This is a genomic window from Bacillota bacterium (assembly GCA_013314855.1).
Lineage (GTDB): Bacteria > Bacillota > Clostridia > Acetivibrionales > DUMC01 > Ch48.
The window spans coordinates 1-22,328 of sequence record JABUEW010000069.1 but is presented as its reverse complement, the minus strand read 5'-3'; the positions used below and the strand labels follow the sequence as shown (position 1 = coordinate 22,328).

The window sequence follows — 22,328 nt, the reverse complement described above, 5'->3', positions numbered from 1 at the left end:
AAAAAATTTTTAAAGAGACGAAAAAATAAAAAAAGTACGCAAATTTTATAACAGCAAGGAATCCTGCAAAGCCTTTCATATCAAGACTTTACAGGATTTTTATTTCTTCCAAGTGTCAAACTTGGGATTATAGCAGTTTAACTCGGATTGTCAAGATCATTCTACGTTCCGGGGCGCATTTTCCATATAGGAAGAAAATGCGCCCTGCATTCCACGGTTTTACATTTATGTTCCATTTAACGCTTTTCTCAATTTCACAAGTAATTCATATGGTACCATTAAATTGCCGTATCCGGTCCCAATTTTAATATCAGGCTTAAATGTACCGTGGAAATCCGTACCTCCTGTTATGATCAGGTTATGCTTTTTCGCAAGCTCAATTGTCTTGTCGGTAAAAGAATCGGTATTCTCCACATAGTATGCCTCAATTCCTTTTAATCCATAAGAAACAAGCTCATATAAAAGACTGTCCAGTTCTTGTATGGGAAACTGCAATAAGATAGGATGTGCCAATACAGGTATCCCACCTGCCCTGGTAATTTCTTCAATACCTTCACAAGGCGTTAATTTCTCTTTTTTAAAATAGGCAGGTTTTCCATATGCAAGATACCTTGTAAAAGCATCAGTTATAGAACCGGCATATCCTTTTTCTACCATTGCCTCTGCTATATGAGGCCTTCCAACAATATTCCCTTTAGCTTTTTTTTGAACATCATCGATGGTAATGTAAAACCCCATCTCATTAAGCTTTTCAATAGTCTTATTATTACGTTCTTCACGGTTTTTTTTAAGAAAAGAAATCTTATCGGCAATATTCATGTAATTCTTATCCTTGAAATAGCCTAATATATGCATCTCCCGTCTAAAATCCACACCGATTTCAATACCTGGCAGTACTTCTATACCGATATTCTCACCTTCTTCAATTGCCTCTTCTATCCCGTCAACGGTATCATGATCTGTTAACGCTATTGCTGCTAAACCCGAAGCTTTTGCATGTCTTACCAGTTCTGCAGGACTCATACTTCCGTCCGATGCTGTTGAATGAGTGTGTAAATCTATAATTCTATGCATTTAAATCCCTCATTTCCAAGCTTTCCATATCTCATCTTTCACTTTTAGCATATAAATGTTCTGAATGTTCTCATTGCCCACCTTGATTATACATTTGATTATACATTTGTAAAATAAATTATCAAGCCGGTTTAAAAAGAAATATCATTTCATTATTTCCCACTTTATTCCATATTAACTCACACAATGGTATAATATAGCTTGTGTCTTTACATACGGAAGGGGGATTACAATGAAACCTGTAAAATCGTGTGCAAACTGTATAAAAAGCAGACCAATACCTTTTACTAATGATGTGCTTTGTGTAAGTAAAGGTGTTATTTCTGCTGATTTTGTATGTATACGCCACAAATTTATTCCTAATCTCAAATCTTTTAAGGAAATGGATTATAAATGCATAGACTGTGCCAATTTTATCCTTCATGAGAAAAATCTAAATTCTCGGCAATCGTCAGGGTTATGCAGATTATTTTCCGTCAGATGCTTTGACGGCACTAAAAAGAAAGCATGTTCCAAATTCATTATGAAACATGAAGTTAAATCAATTATTTTAAATGGCACAAAGTAAATTTTATGTAAACTATCCTATATTGTTAATCCACAATATCCACATTGTTATCCACAATATAAAATAATGCAAATTTCGATTTTTAATGCAGTTTCCACATTATTAACATCGAATAATCTACAATTTTCAATAATAATAAACAATTATTTTATCCGACTATTATTCTCACAAAACCCTTCATTTTCAATGTGTTCAGCTGTTTTTCAGATTTGTTTACCGAAAATACATTTCGACATAATTTGCACAATCCACAGTTTTCAGCATTTTTAAAAACATAAAATTATATCGCTTGGTACATGCTGTAAACATTAATATCCTCTTCTCTTGTGGATAACTTTCTTTATACGATGAAAATTGTAAGATCTACCTTCACTACTTTTCTCCAAGTCTCAAACCCGGCACGGCATTTAAAGAAAAATCGGAGATAATCCCGTTCAAATACCCATAATATGCTGCACACGCTATCATGGCTGCATTGTCAGTACATAATACCGGCCTTGGATAATAAACCTCCATGCCCTTTTCTTTTGCTAATTTCACTATTTCTTCCCTTAAAGAAGAGTTTGAAGCTACTCCCCCGGCCAATGCAATCTTTTTCATATTTTTCCGCTCTGCAGCTATAAGAGTATTACTTACCAGCATATCTATTACAGCCTGTTGAAAACTTGCAGCTATATCCTCTAAAGATAGCTTTTTATCCTTTTGGTTTTGATTATTATTTATATAATTTATTACTGCAGTTTTCAATCCGCTAAAACTAAAATCAAGACTGCTGTCGTTAAAATGTGCCCTTGGAAAATTGATAGCGTTTTTGTTACCATGCTTTGCCATTTTATCTATCAGCGGTCCCCCCGGATATCCAAGCCCTATTGCCCTTGCTACCTTGTCAAAGGCTTCTCCCGCTGCATCATCTCTTGTCTTTCCTATTACTTTAAAATTAATATAACTTTCAACATAAACAATATGGCTATGCCCTCCTGATACAACCAGACATATAAAAGGAGGTTCCAGTTCCCTGTATTCAAGATAATTTGCCGCAATATGGCCTTCAATATGGTGGACTCCTATCAAGGGTTTGTTCAGGGCCAAAGCCAGCGCCTTGGCTGCTGAAATGCCTACCAGCAAAGTTCCTACAAGCCCTGGGCCATACGTAACCCCAATTACATCCACTTGATTAATAGCAATTCCTGCCTCTTTAACTGCCTCATCTATTACCGGAATTATAAGCTCGACATGTTTTCTGGATGCTATTTCCGGTACAACTCCTCCATATTTCCGGTGGATGGAAATCTGTGATGAAATTATATTTGACAATATTTCCCTTCCGTTTTTCACCACCGAGGCAGATGTTTCATCACAACTTGTCTCTATTCCAAGTATAATTATATCTTTCAAATCATTCACCCACATTTTATCCACACTTATGCTAATTCTACAACTGCTATTTATCTATTTATTTTATAACTGAAATAAATATTATTCAACATTTTTTAAGTCAATATTCATTTTTTAAGTCAACATCCCGTGAAAATATTACCTCTATCCTTTCTTTCTCGACGCTGCACAGTTTTCAACTAATCTCCTTGCAAGTTCCGGGTTCGACCAGAAATGGATATGGGGATATCCTGCCAGTGTATTTTTAAGCTTCCATCCATCCCTCCACCTAAGGTTCTCTCTTTTTCTCTTCTGCTTTGACACTTCATAGCAATTGTATATACCAAGTTTTTCATGGCTCTCATCCATATTTATAATCGAATAATGAAACTCATGGGCACGGGTTGTATACCCGGGTTCTCCAAGGGTACAATTTTCCAGGATATTTATATTCACATACCCAAAGTGCTGTAATGAAACGGTCATCTCACATTGCGCAGGAAAAACTCCTGACATTTCAAAGGTATTTCCTTGCATATCCTTTAATGTCCGGCAAAGGTACATCAGTCCTCCACATTCCGCATAAGCGGGAAGGCCATTAAAAAGTCTGAATCTCACGTCCTCCCGCATGGAGTAATTCTTTAGAAGCCCTTCTGCAAAAATCTCCGGGTAACCTCCTCCGAAATATATACCATCAATTCCTTCCGGTAGCCTTTCATCGTTAAGCGGACTGAAATAGACCAAATCTGCCCCCAGCGCTTCCAGAAGCTCCAGGTTGTCCCGGTAGTAGAAATTAAACGCACTGTCCATTGCAACCGCAATCCTTGCTTTTATTTCCGATTTTTTAAATAGAAAAGCAGGTTCCTCTGCAGGTATCTCCAATTCAGGAGTATTCTTTGCAATCCTCATTAGAAGCTCCAGATCAATAGTTTTACTGACTACCTCTGTCAGCCTCTCAATTTTATCCTTCAAGTCCGGCACCTCTCCTCCCGGCACCAGTCCAAGGTGCCGTTCCGGCAGTACATAATCCTCCGATTGCGGAATATATCCCAATACTCTTACACCTGTATTTTCTTCAATTATATCCTTCAAATATAGAAATAAAGCATGACTGCTTATCTTATTTAAAATCACGCCCCGTACATCAGCTCCGCCCTTAAAGTCCATAAATCCCTTCACCATGGCCGCTACACTCAGAGACATGCCACGCGCATTTACCACAAGAATGACTGGGCTCTTCAATATCCTCGAAACATGGGCTGTGCTGCCTTCGATACAACTACCGTCGAAGCCATCATAAAAGCCCATAACCCCCTCAATGACAGAAATGTCACACCTGGTTGAGTTTTTACAGAACAGATACATCAGTGTCTTTTCGTCCAGCAGCCAGCTGTCCAGGTTCCTTGAATACCTTCCGGTTACAAAGGTATGGAGTATAGGGTCGAGATAGTCTGGTCCTACCTTGAAGGGCTGTACCCTTATACCTTTTTTAATCAGTGCAGCCATTAAACCTGCAGATACAGTGGTTTTACCGCAGCCGCTGTTTGTCCCTGCAATTATGATCCTCGGTCTGTTCACACTTCATTCCCCCTGTCTTCAATTTTTTTATAAGGGCTATTACATCATCGACAGTATTTACTTCACAACCATAATCTATTTGAGGACGCTCTACCATAATCACAGGAATCCCAAGTTTCCGGGCAGCGCTGATTTTCTCTTCATTTCCACCGGCACTTCCACTGTCCTTTGTTACCATCACCGAAGCGCTGCAGTGCTTTAATACTTCCATGTTCATTGCTTCGGAAAAAGGGCCTTTAAGTGCAAGTATATTACCGGCATCAAACCCCAATTTTTCGCACTTATCAAGCACCTTACTATCCGGAAGCACTCGGGCGAATATCCTCTTTTTAAATTCCGGGATCCTGATAAACAGGTCAAGCTTGCTGCTTCCTATTGCCAGAAAAATGTTCCCTGTAAAGTCCTTCAACTTTTCTACTGCCTCTTCAAAATCCTTGACTCTTATGACTCCCTCATCATTAACAGCTGTTTTTGGCCTTTCATAGCGCAAGTAGGGGATGGACATCCTTTTACTTGCCTCAATAGCATTTGCTGAAGCATCCCTGGCAAAGGGATGAGATGCATCCACAACACACCCTGCTTTTATTTGGTCTATTAGCTGGATCATCCCCTGCAGCGTGAGCTTGCCCTCCCGTACGTCTACTCCCTCGTAATGCTTTAAGAGACTTCCTCCTAACCGTGTTGTTACTGTAGCGGTAATATCCACACCGGATCGAATAAGTGCTTCTATGATCTTTCGCGCATCCACTGTACCTGCAATGACCAGAACCTTAAACAATCTCTATCCCTCCAGCTTTTTCTTCATACATAGCAAATGTACTTCACAAAGTTACCTTTATTGGAAAACCAAGCGTTTCGACTTCATCTCTTCCTTAAGAGCTTCGACCAAGCTTCGGTTACTCGCCCTATCCCTGACAGCAACCCGGAAGAAGTGCTCATCAAGAAACCTGAAGTTGGAAGCATTCCGGATTAGAATACCTCTTTGGGCCATACTTTCCTCCAGCTCTGTCGCATTCTTGGTGCCGCAAAGCTTTACCAGTATAAAATTGGTATCCGGTTTAAACGGCTTGAGACCTGGAATAGCTTTCATACTTTCGTAAAGCCATTCCTTTTCCTCAATCAACCAGGCTTCCGTTCTCTGCAGGTATTCCTCCGCATCGACCAGGTAATTCCCTGCACATGCGGCCAGGATATTAACCGACCAGGGCTGCTGCTTTGAGCGCATCGTTGCCACCAGTTCTTCATTCCCGATACCGTAGCCCAGCCTCAACCCCGGTACTGCAAACACTTTTGTGAAAGCCCTGATGATGAAGAGATTGTCATATTTTCCCACCAGGTTTGCCATGGAGTTGCATGCTCCCCCCACTGTAAGTTCGATAAAAGCTTCATCGATAATGATTGTTGTCTTATACCGAGAAGCTAAATCAATGATGAGCTTCATTTCTTCAAATGAAACAAGTGTAGATGTAGGGTTATTCGGGTTACATATCAGGATACATTCGACACCCACCGATATTTCCTTCCTCAGCCTGTTTATGTTCAGCCTGAAACTTTCTTCTTCCTTCAATTTAAAAAATCGTATATTGATACCGAAATCCGCTGCAGCTTTTTCGTACTCCGAGAAAGAAGGAGCAGGGATCAGAATATTTTTCGGTTTTAACACCTTTAGCAATAGGAAAATAATTTCCAAAGAGCCATTACCCGGAATAATCCTGCCGGAAGGTACGCCGGTATAATCTGACAATTGACTGCGCAATCGGTGATATTCTGGATCAGGGTAATACACCAATGTATCGATACTTGAGATCAGGGTTTCCTTTAAAGCCGGTGGTATCCCCAGGGGATTTATATTGGCGCTGAAATCAATAATGTCATTAATCTTCATGTTTAATATCTTTGAGGCCTTATGGATGTTACCTCCATGTTCTTCTACGAATTTTTGCGACATATATTAAACCTCCTGAGTTTGTCTATTTATAAGATATGTACAAGTAATATGCCCAGGCTGACCAGCAAAGTTATGAATGATGAAACATACATAATTTTAACAGTATCGGTGATACTGCTGACCTCCAGATGTTTTTCGGCATCTCCGATGGTAGGCTTTTCTACGATGCTTCCAAAATAAACACTGTTCCCCCCGAGCCTGATACCTAACGCTCCAGCCACTGCAGCCTCCGGGTAAGCACAATTGGGACTCTTGTGCTTCCTCCTGTCCCGGAGCATGATCCGGAAACTTCTTACAAAATCCTTTCCGCAGAGAAAAGCTGCTATCGGTATAATTAGGCCGGATAACCTGGCTGAAATAAAATTCAGTGCATCATCCAGCTTTGCCGATGCCCTGCCGAAGTTTATATATTTATCATTCATATAACCCACCATGGAATCCAGGGTGCTTGCCGCCTTGAAGGTATAAGCCAGCGGCGCAGCGATTCCGAAAAAGGAACCCAGGACGGTGAATAGGATAGGCGATATGACGCCATCCACAGTATTTTCTGCGGTAGTCTCCACCACTGCACGGATAACCTCCTTTTCGTCCAACTTGTCTGTTTCCCTGCTTACAAGCATCGCCACCATTTTCCTTGCCTCCGGCAGGTCGTTTTCAACCAGCGACCTGTACACCTTCATTGCTTCATCCCCCAGACACCGGGCCGCAAAAGCGGAATATATGAAATAGATGTTCAATGCATGGAACAAAATCGGGTGGATAACTCTTGCCACATCAAGTATAAGGAAAACAGCCATAAAAGTGGCCGATAAGACCGAAAGCGCCAGGAAACCGCCCGCTATTCTCTCCATCCTGCCTTTTTCAACGCCATATCTCCGAGTTACAGCATCGACCATGGACCGGAGTAGTCCTTCCAGCCTGGAAATAAGCCAGCCGATCAGCCTGACCGGATGGGGAAGCCAGTTGGGATCTCCCGCTGCAAAATCTATGAGATAGGCTGCTGCAATATCGAACACGAGCATTTTGTCCATATCATACAGTCCCTTCCTTCCAGTTATTCATGATTTCATAAACCTTTGTCATATCCACGTGCTCCCTTATAAGCTGCGCAAGCCTGTCATACTCCATCTGTTTAAATGCATTATGGTCCAACCCTTGCCTATCCAACTCGTGCAGGCCTTTTTTTCTTCTCAAGTTGTTTATTATCCGCATCATAAATTCACTGTTGTCAAATATACCATGGATATACGTGCCCACTACTTTTCCTTCCTTGTCACAGGCTCCGTCTGGCTGTCCTAAAGCGGGATTTCCATTCCGGCAAATCATTGAAAATGGCCGGCAGCCACTGCCGGGAGTAGTTATTCCCATATGGATTTCATAGCCTTTTACCTTCAAGCCCTGCGTACCCTCAAGGATTCCAGGATCATCGCATATTTCCGCCTCCACCTGTAATGTACGCTTTTCCTTCTGCATCACGGTTACTGCATCCAGAAGTCCTATTCCAGCAACCTTCTCAAGCCCGCTCTCAACATTGTAGGGGTCGTATATTTCCGCACCCAGCATTTGGTAACCTCCACATATCCCAAAAACCGGAATCCCATTAACGTTCAGCAGGATAATCGCCTTTTCCAGTCCTGAATCTCTGAGATATAACATATCGCCCATAGTATTCTTCGTACCCGGCAGGATGACCATATCAGGACAATTCAAGCCGGCAACATCCTCCACATACCTTACCATGACCCCCGAAACATTATCCAGGGCGTTGAAGTCGGTAAAATTCGAAATATGAGGCAGTCGGATGACGGCAATATCGATTTCACAGATGCCTTCCTGCCTTTTTACCGAAAGCTTTTCGGAAACGCTGTCCTCATCATCGATAGCAAGCTTTGCATAAGGTATCACCCCTATGACCGGTACACGGATGATATCCTCAATCATCTTGATCCCAGGTTTCAATATCTCGAGATCTCCTCTGAACTTGTTGATAATGACTCCTTTAACCCTCCGTTTTTCCTCCTCAGGTAAAAGTAACATGGTCCCTGCAAGAGAGGCAAACACACCTCCCTTATCGATATCCCCCACCAGCAGGACAGGTGCATCGGCAAGCTCCGCCATCCCCATATTGACGATATCCCTGTCCCTCAGGTTGATTTCCGCTGGGCTTCCCGCTCCTTCAATCACAATAATGTCATTCTCCGAAGCCAGCTGATCATAGGTTTTCTTAATCATATCTTTCAGCCGTGGTTTGAAATTATGGTATTCCGTGGCGGACATATTACCGTAGACCTTCCCGTTTATAATCACCTGGGCTTTTTTATCGGTAGTCGGCTTAAGAAGTATAGGGTTCATACGCACATCCGGTTCCACCCCCGCAGCTTCCGCTTGAACTACCTGTGCCCTGCCCATCTCCAGGCCGTCGGCAGTAATGAAGGAATTCAAAGCCATATTCTGTGATTTAAAAGGGACAACCTTTAAGCCGTCCTGCCGGAATATCCTGCATAGTCCCGCTGTAATGAGACTTTTGCCTACTGAAGATGCTGTCCCTTGTATCATGATACTTTTAGCACTCACACGCATTCCTCCTTACTGTTTAATAGGTCTGTCTTGTTCTTCAAGTGATGACCGCGTTTTTATCCATCTTTACACCTAAACCCATGCGAGAAGTTTTTATCGTACAACTTCGACAACTCGTAGGTTTCCCCCAGAAAGCGTCCCACAACAATCAGTGCAGTCCTTTCTATACTCTCTTCCCTTACTTTTTCACAAATGTCTCCAAGGGTACCTTCAATAATCTTCTGCTGCGGCCAGGAGGCCTTATACACTACTGCAATCGGCGTGTCGTCCGTATATCCCGAACGGAGCCTTTCCACTAATTGCTCCAGCATATGTACGCTAAGAAAAATAACCATAGTTGCATTGTGAATGGCAAGGGACTGGATGCTTTCCCTTTCCGGTACCCCGGTCCTACCCTCCATTCTTGTGAGAATCACCGTCTGGGAAACGCCGGGAAGTGTATATTCCCTTATCATGCCAGCTTATTCCTATCCTGCTGCAGAGGTACTGGAAAGAGCTGATTCCTGGTATGATTTCCAGCTTTACATCCGGAAGCCGACGTTTAAGAAACTCAGATATGCTGAATATTCCAGGGTCACCCGTAGCAAGCACAGTAATTTTTTTTCGCCCTGCATTTCCCAATATATATGTGCACACCGGCTCAAGGTCACTGGTTATTTCAACTTTTTCCTTCATAAGGCAATCAAACAATTCCAGGTTTCTTCTTCCGCCGATCAAGACATCACAGTCTTCTATCGCTTTCATGGCAGCAGGAGTGACAAGGTCAATATTCCCCGGCCCAATACCTGCTATGTATATTCTCTTATCTCCCACTATTTCTCAGCTCCATAATAATCTTGTTTGCCTGTTCATCCATGCACAGCAACGGCAAATCCCCAGGATTCAATCACTTTCCCTCCCCGGCTTTTACATCAATTCGGCTGTCAGCAGTAAACTCTGCCCGCGCAAATATTTTTAGGCCGGAGGGCACATCCTTCCATAGGACTTAATTGCAATAGGAAGGGAAGGCTTGAAAGCGGCTATCGAGATGTAAAAAAGATATTATACAGCAGAAAGCTGCTCCACATGAAAAACCCTCCTGTCCTACATTGACAGAAGGAAATATTTTTACATGATGTGCATACCGCATTTACTGTTCATCTCCCTATCGCTCGTAGGTTCAACAATGAATCTAGCGCAAGCAGGTCTTCTGGCTCAAGGTTCATCGTCATCCTGACCTTCCCGGATATCCAGTGGTTTTTTAAGGACTTCTCCCCTCATACAGCGGCGGGACCGCACGGGATTCTCACCCGTTTCCCTATTATACCGGTTATGTACCGGTCACTTGCTGCTTATTTATTAGACTGTAATTAATTATATCTTCAATAACAATAAGACTCTATAAATTATTTAAGATATTTTGTAAATTATTACTATTTTATATGTATCCTTACCGTAAACCGGGCGCATTTTATTTTTATAAAGAAAATGCGCCTCCGCAAACCTCTAATTTTTATTGACAAAAACAAAGAACAGAGAGTATAATTATTAATGACACATATGTCCATAAAAATATACAAAGGAGATGAAACATTGCCAAAAATTGTTGATCATGATAAGAGAAAAGAAGAAATTACCAGAAAAGCTCTGATGGTATTTATTGAGAAAGGCTATTATAACACAAACTTGGTCGATATATCAGAAAAATGTGGTATTGGACGTACAACATTATACAGGTATTTTAAGAATAAGGATGAAATATTCCAGTATGCTCTTATCCACATAACAGGAATTATTAAGAACGAGTTTAAAAGGGTTATGGAGCTAAAGGATGTATCTTTTATCGACAAAATTAAAATTTTAATTTCCAGGTTAGTTACAGAATATAAAAATAGTAATATGATAATAGCATTAATTGACTACTGGCTTATTATGAGAAGAGAAAATAATTATATCTTCAATAGGATGTATGAAAGCATGCAGGAAATACGTAATGCATTTAAGCAACTACTGTATGAAGGCATAAAATCCAGAGAAATAAAACCGGTAGACAATGAAAAAATGACTATTACCCTTTATGCCCTTTTAGAATCATTGGTGCTTCATCTTTCATATGATAAAACAGATTCAGTAGATGAGCACTTAAAAACTGTTAATATTTTGATAGACGGTTTGCGGGCTTAATTTTTTTATTGACACTAGTGTTTATATAGACGCGACTATTATTATATTATATAACAAATTATAAAAATAATCAGGGGGTAGATATTTATGAAGTCTGCAAAACAAATATTGAGTACAGCAGTATTAAAAGAGGGCTATAGTTATATTGAAAAAAATCCCGTCGAAAACATACCTAAAATAATCAACTGGGCTGAAAAGCTGGCTACTAAAGAAGAGACCAAGAAAACAATACAGATGTTCAGGGAAATAACTTCCGATCCGGATAATTGCTGGAACAAATTTATACAAAGGGTAATGACCGAAGTAAATCCAAAAGTAAGGTCAAAGTTTTTCATGAATTACATGGTTAATGCCGGTATTTTCGGCGCACCGCAGATTGATAAAATGAAAGCAAAATACAATTGCAACATTCCTTGGGCAGTTCTAATGGATCCTACAGCAGCATGTAATCTTAAATGCATCGGATGCTGGGCTCAAGAATACAAAAAGACAGATTCCTTAAGCTATGAAATTTTAGACCGGATTATTAATGAAGGAAAAGAATTGGGCATTTATGTGTACATTTTTTCAGGGGGTGAGCCGCTTCTTAGAAAGAAGGACCTTATCAGGCTTGCCGAAAATCACAACGAATGCATTTTTCTTGCATTTACCAATGCAACCCTTGTAGATGAAGAATTCGCCGATGAACTGGAACGTGTAGGTAATTTCTTTCTTGCTATTAGTATTGAAGGCTTTGAAGAAGAAACCGACATGCGCCGTGGAAAAGGTACATTTAAAAAAGTTATGAATGCAATGGACCTTTTAAAAGAGCGGGGGCTGGGATTTGGTTTTTCTACATGTTATCACGCTAAGAATACTGAACTGGTTGGTAGCGATGAATATATTGATCTGATGATTGAAAAGGGGTGTTTATTTGGTTGGTATTTCACTTATATTCCCTTGGGGAAAAACGCTGCATTGAACCTATTGGCAACTCCTGCGCAACGTAAATATATGTATCATCGTGTAAGAGAATTAAGGGAGAAAAAGCCCTTATTCCTTATTGATTTCTGGAATGACGGTGAATTTATAGGGGGCTGTATTGCAGGGGGAAGACATTATCTCCATATTAATGCAAATGGCGATGTAGAACCTTGTGCTTTTATACATTATTCAAATGTTAATATTAAAGACGTAAGCCTTTTGGAGGCGTTAAAATCGCCCTTATTCCTGCAGTATAGGGAACACCAGCCTTTTAATGAGAACCATTTAAGGCCCTGCCCACTGTTGGATAATCCCGATAAGCTCAAGGCCATGGTTCATAATTCGAAAGCTGTTTCAACCCAATCTCTTGATGCTGAGGATGTTGATACTCTTACCGATAAATGCCAGGATATATCAAGGCAATGGGCAAAAACAGCAGATGAATTATGGTATGCAAGTAATAAAGCTAAAAAATAAGTTTCTCGAAAAATTTGCCGAAAAACAACTGATCAATTAAGACAAAGATCCCTATAGCAAAGACATACCAGGAAAAAATCTTTAAATTTACCTTAGAAATCTTTCTTAACATAAATTTTACCGCTATATAGCCGGATATGGCTGCCGTTACCATACCTGCCAAAAGGGGCCACAATTCGATGCCAGCCCCAAGGGTACCTCCTGCTTTCAAAAGGTCATACCCATCTTTGGCAGCGGCCCCTAGTATTGCAGGTATTGACATTAGGAAAGAAAATTTTATTGCAAATTCTCTGTTAAGTCCCCTAATTAATGAACCTGCAAGAGTAAATCCCGAACGGGAAATCCCCGGAAGAATAGCTACTCCTTGAGCAACACCTACTAAAGCGGCATCTGTGTATGTTGTTTCATTAATCTTCTTGTTTTTGCTTTTTACAGTTTCAGCATACCATAAGGCAAGTCCTGTCAGGATGAAATCAATACCTAAACTGGCACCTGTCACGAAAAGCCTTTTAAAAAGATCATTAAAAGCAAAACCTATAAGTGCTGTAGGAATCGTCCCTGCTATTATCAGCAGAGGCAATTTGCCTAGCGGTTTTTTAAAAATACCTATTATATCATCCCATAAAACATAGAATACTCCTATAAGAGTTGCTAAATGCACAGCTATATCAAAAGTAAGTACACCTTCTTCAAGGCCAAACATTTTTTGAAAAAGGACAAGATGCCCTGAACTGCTTATTGGCAAAAATTCTCCCAACCCCTGTACCAAACCCAAAATTATGCCTTGCAACACATTCAATATACTCTCCCCCTTTAAAATACATTCGCCCATAACCCACAACTTTTAACTTTAATAATTTATGCTTTTTATCCTATCTATAATACTTTTATAATCATAATACTTTTAGTATAATTTGTAAACAGTATTTCCTGTATCCTGTATGGGCGCATTTTCCGTATATGATGTAAAATATGGCATTATACGATTTCCAAAGTATATAATTTGAACAAAGCTTACGGATTGTCATGTTTAAGGCAAGGAAAAATTCGTAATTCACGACACGGATGTCGTGAGCCGTCACCTGAACCATGGATGGTGAATGTGACGGGTAGAATTTTTCCGTAGACTTAAACGTTACAATCCGTTGCTGAAGTGAATATATACGGGGAAATCGACATTTGCCATATTATTCTTCATAAAAATAAAATGCGCCCGTATTAAGTTTTTTATGAAGTAACAGTCATTATATTGGTAGAAGTATTTCTTATAAATACATTATTTATGTTTTTGCTGTTTCCATTAAAAGTAATATCCAATACTTCACTTATACTATCAACAGGTATAACATCAATACCCATGTTATTATATAGCTCCTGCCAGTTTTCTTTCGGGATAAGTACTTTTTTTATACCGGCCTGTTTTGCAGCCTCCAGCTTTACAATAATACCCCCCACAGGTTTCACCTTGCCTCTTATTGACAACTCTCCTGTCATTGCTAAATCACCATTAACAGGGATATTCATTATAGCGGAATATAAAGCAACAGCTATTGCAATTCCTGCTGATGGCCCATCAATAGGAATTCCTCCCGGAAAGTTCAGGTGAATATCATATTTGGCGCAATCTACATCTACGAATCTTTTTAAAACTGTCAGGGCATTTTCTACAGATGCTTTGGCAGAACTAATCATTTTTATCTTATGACCTTTGCCATCCAATTCCTCTTCTTCTGCTATACCGGTAATTTTTATTATCCCTTTTCCGCTTTTTGCCTTAATTGCTGAAACCTCAATATCAATTACCATTCCTGTAGAATTACCAAAAACAGCCAATCCATTCATGTACCCTATTTGTTCTGCAGCACATGCCTTTTTTTCTATTCTGGGACTATAGTGTCCAAACTCTATAACCCACTCAATATCTTTTTTTAAAATAACATTTCTGTTTTCAACAAGAGCTATCCCACCAGCCATTTGGATTATATTTACTGCATCCCTTCCATTTTGTGCATATTTCGAAACAAGCTCATCCACCCCGTCTTCTATCCTGAAACCACCTTTTAAAGAAGCTTTCCTGGCAATAAATGCAATTTCATGAGGATACAATGGCCTGAAAAATATCTCCACACACCTTGACCTTAAAGCAGGGGAAATATCCTCCGGATCTCTAGTAGTAGCGCCAATTAACCTGAAATCTGCGGGAAGACCCTTTTGGAAAATTTCATGCACGTGAGCAGGAATGTTTGGATCTTCCGAACTATAATATGAGCTTTCCAGAAATACTTTTCTGTCTTCTAATACCTTTAACAACTTATTCATTTGTATTGGATGAAGTTCTCCGATTTCATCTAAAAAAAGCACTCCTCCATGAGCTTTTGTTACGGCCCCAGGTTTTGGCTGAGGTATTCCTGCAACGCCATAAGCCCCTGCACCTTGGTAAATTGGGTCATGTACAGATCCTATAAGGGGATCTGCAATACCCCTTTCATCAAACCTTAGTGTCGTCGCATCAATTTCTACAAACTTGGCATCCGAATTAAAAGGAGAAGCAGGTACCTTTTTTGCTTCTTCCAATACTACCCTTGCAGCGGCAGTTTTTCCAACACCGGGTGGTCCGTAGATTATTATGTGTTGAGGGTTAGGGCCGCATAAAGCTGCCCTAAGAGCTTTAAGGCCCTGTTCCTGTCCTACTATATCATCTAGGGTAGATGGCCTGGTCTTTTCCGATAAAGGTTCTGTAAGCCTAATTTCCCTCAGTTTCCGCAGCTTTTCAATCTCTTTTTTCGATTCCTTTTCAATAGCAGATTTACTGACCTGTTGAGATTTTAACAGGTTCAAAAAATATAAACCTATAATAATTGAGAAAAGAAACTGTATAATAAAAAAAGTATTTGTTAGCATGCCGTTATACCTCCTTTTCTTAAGATAGTATTTACCAAGAAGATATTTTTATCCCAAATTTTAAAAGATAAAAAAAAGTCCCTCACCTTTTCAATAGGTTCAGGACTTTTTACGGCTTTGAGTGTCTAAAAAGAGTATCTATGAAACCGACTCCCTTTTAACCCTGGACTTTTTTGTAGTGGGCTTTCTGTAAGGTTTTTTGTTTTCGTTAATTATAATTTGAGGAGGACATTTTTCCTCAACCGTCTCCTTAGTAACTATGCATTTTTCAATACTGCTCTCTGAAGGTATATCAAACATTACATCAAGCATAATTTCTTCAATAATTGCTCTTAAACCCCTGGCCCCGGTATTTCTTTCCAAAGCTTTTTGAGCAATACTTTCAATAGCTTCCTCAGTAAACTCAAGTATTGTTCCATCCATCTCGAACAACTTCTGATACTGCTTAACCAAAGCATTTTTAGGTTCTGTCAGTATTTTAATCAAAGCTTCTTTATCTAGGGAATGCAATGTAACAATAATAGGCACTCTTCCAACAAACTCAGGTATCATGCCGTATTTTAATAAATCCTGAGGTAGGATGTGGTTTAATATTTCTCCAACATCTTTTTCTTTTGCTCCTTCAATATTAGCACCAAACCCTATTACTTTCTTACCAATCCTATTTTGGATAATTTTATCTATTCCTTCAAAAGCCCCCCCACATATAAAAAGTATATTTGTGGTATCAATCTGCAAAAACTCCTGGTGGGGGTGTTTTCTTCCACCCTGGGGAGGTACGGAGGCTACGGTCCCCTCAAGGATCTTTAACAATGCCTGTTGTACGCCTTCACCGCTGACATCTCTCGTTATTGACGGGTTGTCGGATTTTCTTGCTATTTTATCAATTTCATCAATATATATAATCCCTTTTTCTGCCCTTTCAATATCATAATCTGCTGCCTGTATCAGTTTCAGGAGTATATTCTCCACATCCTCTCCCACATATCCTGCTTCCGTAAGAGATGTAGCATCTGCAATTGCAAATGGTACATTTAACAATTTAGCCAAGGTCTGAGCAAGTAAAGTTTTACCTGAACCTGTAGGTCCCAGCATTATTATATTACTTTTCTGTAGTTCTACATCCCCCAGCTTGGCATCCGAATATACCCTCTTGTAATGGTTATAAACAGCCACTGATAATATTTTTTTTGCTCGCTCCTGCCCAATAACATATTGGTCTAGAAAACTCTTAATTTCCCTGGGTTTCGGTATATGTTCATATTCCGTGTCAATACCTATTTCTTCAAACTCCTCATCAATTATTTCAGAACATAATTCAATACACTCATCGCAAATATAAACACCAGGACCTGCAACAAGCCTTCTTACTTGATCTTGCGACTTACCGCAGAACGAGCACTTCAATTGTTTTTTATCATCATATCTGGACATCTCTTCACCTCATTTACTTCCTTCTTTCCATAACTTCATCAATTATTCCATAAGCTTTTGCTTCATCTGCAGACATAAAGAAATCCCTTTCAACATCTCTTTCTATTTTTTCTAATGGCTGCCCGGTTCTTTCACTTAAAATATGGTTTAATTTATTCTTGATTTTTATCAGCCAGTCAGTATGAATCTTAATATCGGTAGCCTGACCTCTTATTCCGCCAAGGGGCTGATGGATCATTATCTCACTGTTCGGAAGGCCATACCTCTTTCCCCTTGTCCCTGCTGCCAGAAGAAAAGCCCCCATACTTGCAGCCATGCCTACACATATTGTCTGAACATCAGGCTTTACATATTGCATGGTATCATATATGGCAAAACCGGCAGTAATAGAGCCACCAGGGCTATTTATATATAATTGTATGTCCTTGTCAGGGTCCTCTGCTTCAAGAAACAGCATTTGTGCTATAACTAAACTGGCAGTAATATCATTAATCTCGTCACTCAATACAATTATCCTGTCCTTAAGCAACCTTGAGTAAATATCATAAGACCTCTCACCTCGGTTTGTCTGCTCAATAACTATTGGTACAAGACTCATGGTTACTCCTCCTTTTTCAAATTTAATATACTTTGTATATTCTTTCCCTTATATCTTTCAAATAAACTCTGCTGTTTATCAAACAAATTTTGCATTTTTAACAAGAAATTCAACCACCTTGTTTACCATTAAACTGCTCCTAATATATACTATATTATCTTCACTTAAAAGTTTCTTAAATTCTTCATAACTTTTTTTACTGCTATCGGCAAGTTTTTTTATTTCTTCTTCAACTTCATCTTCTGTAACATCGATGCCTTCTACTTCCTGGATTTTTTCTAGTACAAGCTGTGTTTTTACATCGTTATAAGCCACTTCATTATAATTTCCCCTTAAAGCTTCTATATCCGTGTTTGTCACTTTCAAGTAGGTCTCCAGGTTAGCTCCCTGGTAACGTAGCTTTAAATCTAAATCTTGCAATAAACTGTCAATCCTTTTATCAATCATAACCTGCGGAATATCTACTTTAGCATTCTCTACAACTTTTTTTATTATGTCTTCTTCAATTTTACGTTTTACTCGGCGTTCTTCCCTCTCAATAATTTTATTTTTCAAATCCACCTTATATTCATCAAGTGTGTCAAATTCACTTACATCTTTAGCGAATTCGTCGTCAATAAAAGGAATTTCTTTTCTTTTAATTCCTTTTATCTTAACCTTAAACAATGCAGGCTTCCCGGCAAATTCAACATCTTTATATTCTTCAGGGAAAGTTACATTTATTTCAAGTTCTTCATCCACTTTTGCCCCTATCAATTGCTCTTCAAAGCCAGGTATAAACTGTCCTAACCCTATAGTAAGGTAATAGTCGGATGCTCTAGCATTTTCAAAAGATTTACCGTCAATAAATCCTTCAAAATCTATTATAGCTATGTCGCCTTCTTGAATTCCCCTGTCTTCTATATTAATCAACCTTGAATTCTTTTCAGCTATCATATTTAGTTCTTTTTCAACATCCTCATCTGTAACATTTATCTCTTGTTTATCTACTTCCACGCCTATATACTCTCCAAGTTCAACTTCAGGTTTTACTGTAACTTTTGCAGTAAATATAAAGTTTTGTCCTTTTCCTATCTGCACTATATCAATTTCAGGCTGAGACACGGGATGTATATTATTCTCTTTTATTGCACGTTCATATGCTTCAGGGCAAATAAAGTTTATAGCATCCTCATATAGTACCTGTTCACCATAATACCTTTCTACAACTTTCCTGGGCGCTTTCCCCTTTCTAAAACCCGGAACGTTGAATTTACCGGAATTTTTCCTAAAGGACTTTTCCATTCCTTCTTCAAATTTGCTTGCATCAACTTCTATTTCGAGCTGCAAAACATTTTTTTCCACATCTTCTACTTTTACGTTCATTTAACTCTTGTCCTCCCATTATTAAATTAACTTTTACATTATAACATATTACCTCGCCAATTCCAATAAAAAGGTTGAAAAAAGTTGAAAACTAATAATTATCATAAGTCCAGCCTCATAGGTTTGAATTCCAAATAATCGGCAGAAACCAGCCGATATTCTATTTCCCCTATTTTACCCTCTACTACACTTCTAATACCTTCTCCGTGTAAGTGCCCATAAAGGCACATCTTAACATTATACCTTTGCATTATTTCGACAAAATCCGAAGATTCCCTTTTGGTATTAAAAGGAATATAATGCATAGCTACAATAATACTTTCCGGAGAAGTATTACCGGTAATTTTAGCTGCACATTTCAAGGATAATTCCAGGCGTTGAAGCTCCCTGTAATATATTCTTTTGTCTTCTTCTCCAAACTCATCATCACCCGGACATTTCCACCCCCTGGTACCACATAGAATTATATTTTCTATTTTGTAGCAATTGTTGTGTAAAAATTTTATTGTAAAAAAATTGTTTTTCTCCATAAAAGTTTCAAGTTTCCTTAAAGTTGTCCACCAATAATCATGATTACCTTTCAATATAATCTTTTTTCCCGGCAGAGCATTAAGAAATTTAAAATCTTCATAGCTTTGTTCAAGGTAAGTAGCCCAAGAAATATCTCCGGGGATAATGACGTAATCACCATCGGAAACAACATCCTCCCATGATTTTTTTAATCTCCCCATATAGTTAATCCATCTGTCTCCAAACATATCCATTGGTTTATTTACCCCTAGGGCCAAATGAAGGTCTGAAATTACAAATATTGCCATAATGCCGTACTCCTATTAAGGTTTATGGTTTTCTAAAATAATTATATATGTTTTCTGCTATTTTCTTGCTTATTCCCCCAACAGCCATTAATTCATCAACTTCTGCTGCCTTGATTTTATTTATTGACCCAAAATGTTTTATAAGCTCACGTTTCCGTTTGCTCCCTATGCCGGGTATCTTGTCCAATACGGATTTTCGGTATCTTTTTTCTCTAAGTTTTCTATTATATTCCACTGCAAACCTGTGCACCTCATTCTGAATTGAAGTAACAAACCTCAATAAAGGCAGATTGTCGGATAAATTATACTCACTATTGGGTGACACCAAACCCCTGGTACGATGCTCATCATCCTTTACCATGCCAAATACCGGGATGTTTACCTTCAACTGTTTTAAGACTTCAATAACTGCATTTACATGGCCTACTCCCCCATCTACAAGTATTAAGTCAGGAAATATTAAAAATTCTTCTCCTCTCCTGAACCTCCTAAAAACCATTTCCTGCATGGCTGCATAGTCGTTGTTTCTGTCCAAAGATTTTATTCTGAACCTGCGATAGTTTTTCGGTGAAGGCTGTCCATTTTCAAAAACAATTATTGAACCTGTAATTTCTGTAAAGCCCATATTGGAAACATCATATGCTTCTATTCTTGCGGGGATATCATCAATTTCCAATAACCCGGCAAGGCTTTTTAATATATCTCTATGGATTTGTCCTTCCTTTTTGTCTGTTTGGAGAAAATTCTCCAGGTAAATCATCGCATTCTGGGAAACCATATTTATAAGCTTAAATTTTTCTCCTCTTTTTGGGACCTTTATATAAACGTTTTCACCCCTTTTCTCCCCAAGCCAGTTTTCAATTAAATCCATATCATCAATTTCCAATTGAAGAAGTATTTCTCCAGGAATAAACTTCGATGCATTATAAAACTGCTTGATAAAGGAACCCATAAGTTCCCTGTCATCTTCCTCAATATTATCAAATATAAAATTTTCTCTTCCTATGATCTTGCCACCCCTTACAAAGAATATCTGTATACAGGCATACTTATCTTTTTTAGCTAAAGCCACTACATCCTCATCTTCCAATGATGTAGAAAGCACCCTTTGTTGCTGGAACATGTTATTTATACTGAAAACTTTATCCCTGAGGTCTGCAGCCCTTTCATAATCCATATTTTCGGAAGCTTCCAGCATCTCTTTTTCCAATTTTTCCAATAATTCCTCCTGTCTTCCCCCCAGGAAACTACATATATCTTTTATAAGCACATTATATTCCTCTTTACTGATCAATCCCCGGCATGGAGCTACACATTGATTAATGTAATAATTCAAACATGGCCTTCCCTTTCCAATGCCTTCAGGCAATTTTTTGCTGCAACTTTTTACGGGAAATATTTTTTTTAACAAATTAACAATCCGTCTCACATCACTTACACTTGTATAGGGGCCAAAATATTTTGCCCCATCCTTTTCAATTTTTCTGGTTATAAATATACGGGGATATTCTTCATTAACAGTAACTTTTATATATGGGTAATTTTTATCATCCTTTAGCAAAATATTAAATTTAGGCTTATGCCTCTTAATCAGGTTGCACTCCAGTATTAATGCCTCTACCCCGGAATCAGTAACAATATACTCAAAACTTTTTATTTTGGAAACCATCACCTGCACCTTTGGTGTCTGTCCTGATAAAGATTGAAAATATTGCCTGACGCGGTTTCTTAAATTAACAGCTTTTCCCACATAAATTATGTCCCCATTTTCATCTTTCATAATATAAACGCCCGGTTTTTCGGGCAGTTTTTTCAATTCCTCATTAATATTAAACATCTCTCAAGACTTTTGGGTCAACTCCACTCTCCTTCAACAATAATCTTCAACAATAATATTGTTTAAATAAATTTCTTTAGATAATTATTCCTCATTCCTCTTCCATTTCTGAGGTCAAATATCCTTCCAGCACCTGTATAGCTAATTCCTCATCTTCACCCTCGGCAGTAAGAATTACCTTAGAACCAACTCCTATTCCAAGGGATAATAAACCAAGAAGACTTTTTGCATTCGCCTTTCTCTCGTCCTTTTCTATCCATATATTTGACTTAAAATTAGTAGCTTTATGAATAAAAACTGCTGCCGTCTTTGACTGTAGTCCTATCTTATTTTTTATTATAATTTCTTTTGCCATCATGCTAACTTTGACCTCCTAACACAGTTTTAGAAGAAACTCCTCAACCAGACTCATTTTATCGGTAATTATATTATATCAAAAAATCATTGAAAAAGAAAATATCCTCTCCTCTACTGGGCGCATTTTCTTCCCATGACCCATTATATTCCGGAAACGGTGCTCCAGGCCTCTAGAGCCTGTAAATTCACTTCGGGGCAAATCAAACTCGCAAAATAATTTGAATAAAATTTAATAGCACATCAATGTAATTATTTTGCTCATACAGTTGATTTGCTTATCCCTCGTCGGATTAACA

General features: G+C 38.7%; 18 protein-coding genes, 1 pseudogene and 1 riboswitch. Of the genes and pseudogenes, 3 read left to right on the top strand and 16 right to left on the bottom strand.

The window, feature by feature from the left end:
• Nucleotides 1-225: 225 nt before the first annotated feature.
• Nucleotides 226-1,074, bottom strand: coding sequence for a PHP domain-containing protein (locus tag HPY74_12575; GenBank protein ID NSW91485.1), 849 nt, complete (start codon nt 1,072-1,074; stop codon nt 226-228).
• 232 nt (nt 1,075-1,306) lie between these two features.
• On the opposite strand from HPY74_12575, the gene HPY74_12570 reads away from it, so the two are divergent.
• Nucleotides 1,307-1,642 (top strand): hypothetical protein, encoded by a 336-nt coding sequence (locus tag HPY74_12570; protein ID NSW91484.1) that lies wholly within the window; start codon nt 1,307-1,309, stop codon nt 1,640-1,642.
• Between the two features lie 372 nt (nt 1,643-2,014).
• Here the strand turns inward: HPY74_12570 and tsaD are convergent, their stop codons facing one another.
• From tsaD to cbiE, 7 genes and pseudogenes are all read right to left on the bottom strand, one after another.
• Nucleotides 2,015-3,037 (bottom strand): tRNA (adenosine(37)-N6)-threonylcarbamoyltransferase complex transferase subunit TsaD, encoded by a 1,023-nt coding sequence (tsaD, locus tag HPY74_12565; GenBank protein ID NSW91483.1) that lies wholly within the window; start codon nt 3,035-3,037, stop codon nt 2,015-2,017.
• Between the two features lie 144 nt (nt 3,038-3,181).
• Entirely contained in the window at nt 3,182-4,594 is a 1,413-nt protein-coding gene (locus HPY74_12560) for a cobyrinate a,c-diamide synthase (GenBank protein NSW91482.1), read from the bottom strand.
• Entirely contained in the window at nt 4,545-5,372 is an 828-nt protein-coding gene (gene cobK, locus HPY74_12555; GenBank protein ID NSW91481.1) for a precorrin-6A reductase, read from the bottom strand. Before cobK ends, HPY74_12560 begins: the two co-directional genes overlap by 50 nt.
• A 57-nt stretch (nt 5,373-5,429) precedes the next feature.
• Complete coding sequence (locus HPY74_12550; protein NSW91480.1) at nt 5,430-6,542, bottom strand: threonine-phosphate decarboxylase; 1,113 nt, start codon at nt 6,540-6,542, stop codon at nt 5,430-5,432.
• Nucleotides 6,543-6,568: 26 nt separating this feature from the next.
• The gene (gene cobD / locus HPY74_12545) at nt 6,569-7,564 is read right to left on the bottom strand and encodes a cobalamin biosynthesis protein CobD (GenBank protein ID NSW91479.1); all 996 of its coding nucleotides are present in this window, start codon (nt 7,562-7,564) and stop codon (nt 6,569-6,571) included.
• A 10-nt stretch (nt 7,565-7,574) separates the two neighbouring features.
• Nucleotides 7,575-9,098, bottom strand: a complete 1,524-nt coding sequence (locus tag HPY74_12540; GenBank protein NSW91478.1) for a cobyric acid synthase — start codon at nt 9,096-9,098, stop codon at nt 7,575-7,577.
• Nucleotides 9,099-9,175: 77 nt separating this feature from the next.
• A pseudogene (cbiE, locus tag HPY74_12535) lies at nt 9,176-9,863 on the bottom strand (precorrin-6y C5,15-methyltransferase (decarboxylating) subunit CbiE).
• A 417-nt stretch (nt 9,864-10,280) separates the two neighbouring features.
• A riboswitch (cobalamin riboswitch) is annotated at nt 10,281-10,462 on the bottom strand.
• A gap of 229 nt (nt 10,463-10,691) precedes the next feature.
• Between cbiE and HPY74_12530 the strand changes: the two are divergent.
• Entirely contained in the window at nt 10,692-11,282 is a 591-nt protein-coding gene (locus HPY74_12530) for a TetR/AcrR family transcriptional regulator (GenBank protein ID NSW91477.1), read from the top strand.
• Between the two features lie 87 nt (nt 11,283-11,369).
• Nucleotides 11,370-12,722, top strand: a complete 1,353-nt coding sequence (locus HPY74_12525; protein NSW91476.1) for a radical SAM protein — start codon at nt 11,370-11,372, stop codon at nt 12,720-12,722.
• Here HPY74_12525 and HPY74_12520 read toward each other — a convergent pair.
• From HPY74_12520 to HPY74_12485, 8 genes are all read right to left on the bottom strand, one after another.
• The gene (locus HPY74_12520; protein ID NSW91475.1) at nt 12,712-13,521 is read right to left on the bottom strand and encodes an undecaprenyl-diphosphate phosphatase; all 810 of its coding nucleotides are present in this window, start codon (nt 13,519-13,521) and stop codon (nt 12,712-12,714) included. The two genes, HPY74_12525 and HPY74_12520, sit on opposite strands and share 11 nt — an antisense overlap.
• A gap of 428 nt (nt 13,522-13,949) precedes the next feature.
• Nucleotides 13,950-15,623: an ATP-dependent protease LonB gene (gene lonB, locus HPY74_12515; GenBank protein ID NSW91474.1), complete on the bottom strand. Its 1,674-nt coding sequence runs from the start codon at nt 15,621-15,623 to the stop codon at nt 13,950-13,952.
• A 138-nt stretch (nt 15,624-15,761) separates the two neighbouring features.
• The gene (clpX, locus tag HPY74_12510) at nt 15,762-17,057 is read right to left on the bottom strand and encodes an ATP-dependent Clp protease ATP-binding subunit ClpX (protein ID NSW91473.1); all 1,296 of its coding nucleotides are present in this window, start codon (nt 17,055-17,057) and stop codon (nt 15,762-15,764) included.
• Between the two features lie 13 nt (nt 17,058-17,070).
• Nucleotides 17,071-17,655, bottom strand: coding sequence for an ATP-dependent Clp endopeptidase proteolytic subunit ClpP (gene clpP, locus HPY74_12505; GenBank protein ID NSW91472.1), 585 nt, complete (start codon nt 17,653-17,655; stop codon nt 17,071-17,073).
• 78 nt (nt 17,656-17,733) lie between these two features.
• Nucleotides 17,734-19,020, bottom strand: a complete 1,287-nt coding sequence (locus HPY74_12500) for a trigger factor (GenBank protein ID NSW91471.1) — start codon at nt 19,018-19,020, stop codon at nt 17,734-17,736.
• A 101-nt stretch (nt 19,021-19,121) separates the two neighbouring features.
• Nucleotides 19,122-19,838: a metallophosphoesterase gene (locus HPY74_12495; protein NSW91470.1), complete on the bottom strand. Its 717-nt coding sequence runs from the start codon at nt 19,836-19,838 to the stop codon at nt 19,122-19,124.
• A gap of 22 nt (nt 19,839-19,860) precedes the next feature.
• On the bottom strand, nt 19,861-21,675 hold the full coding sequence (gene uvrC / locus HPY74_12490; protein ID NSW91469.1) for an excinuclease ABC subunit UvrC: 1,815 nt from the start codon (nt 21,673-21,675) through the stop codon (nt 19,861-19,863).
• A gap of 91 nt (nt 21,676-21,766) precedes the next feature.
• A complete protein-coding gene (locus HPY74_12485; GenBank protein NSW91468.1) occupies nt 21,767-22,033 on the bottom strand; it encodes an HPr family phosphocarrier protein in 267 nt (88 codons plus the stop codon).
• Nucleotides 22,034-22,328 lie beyond the last annotated feature (295 nt).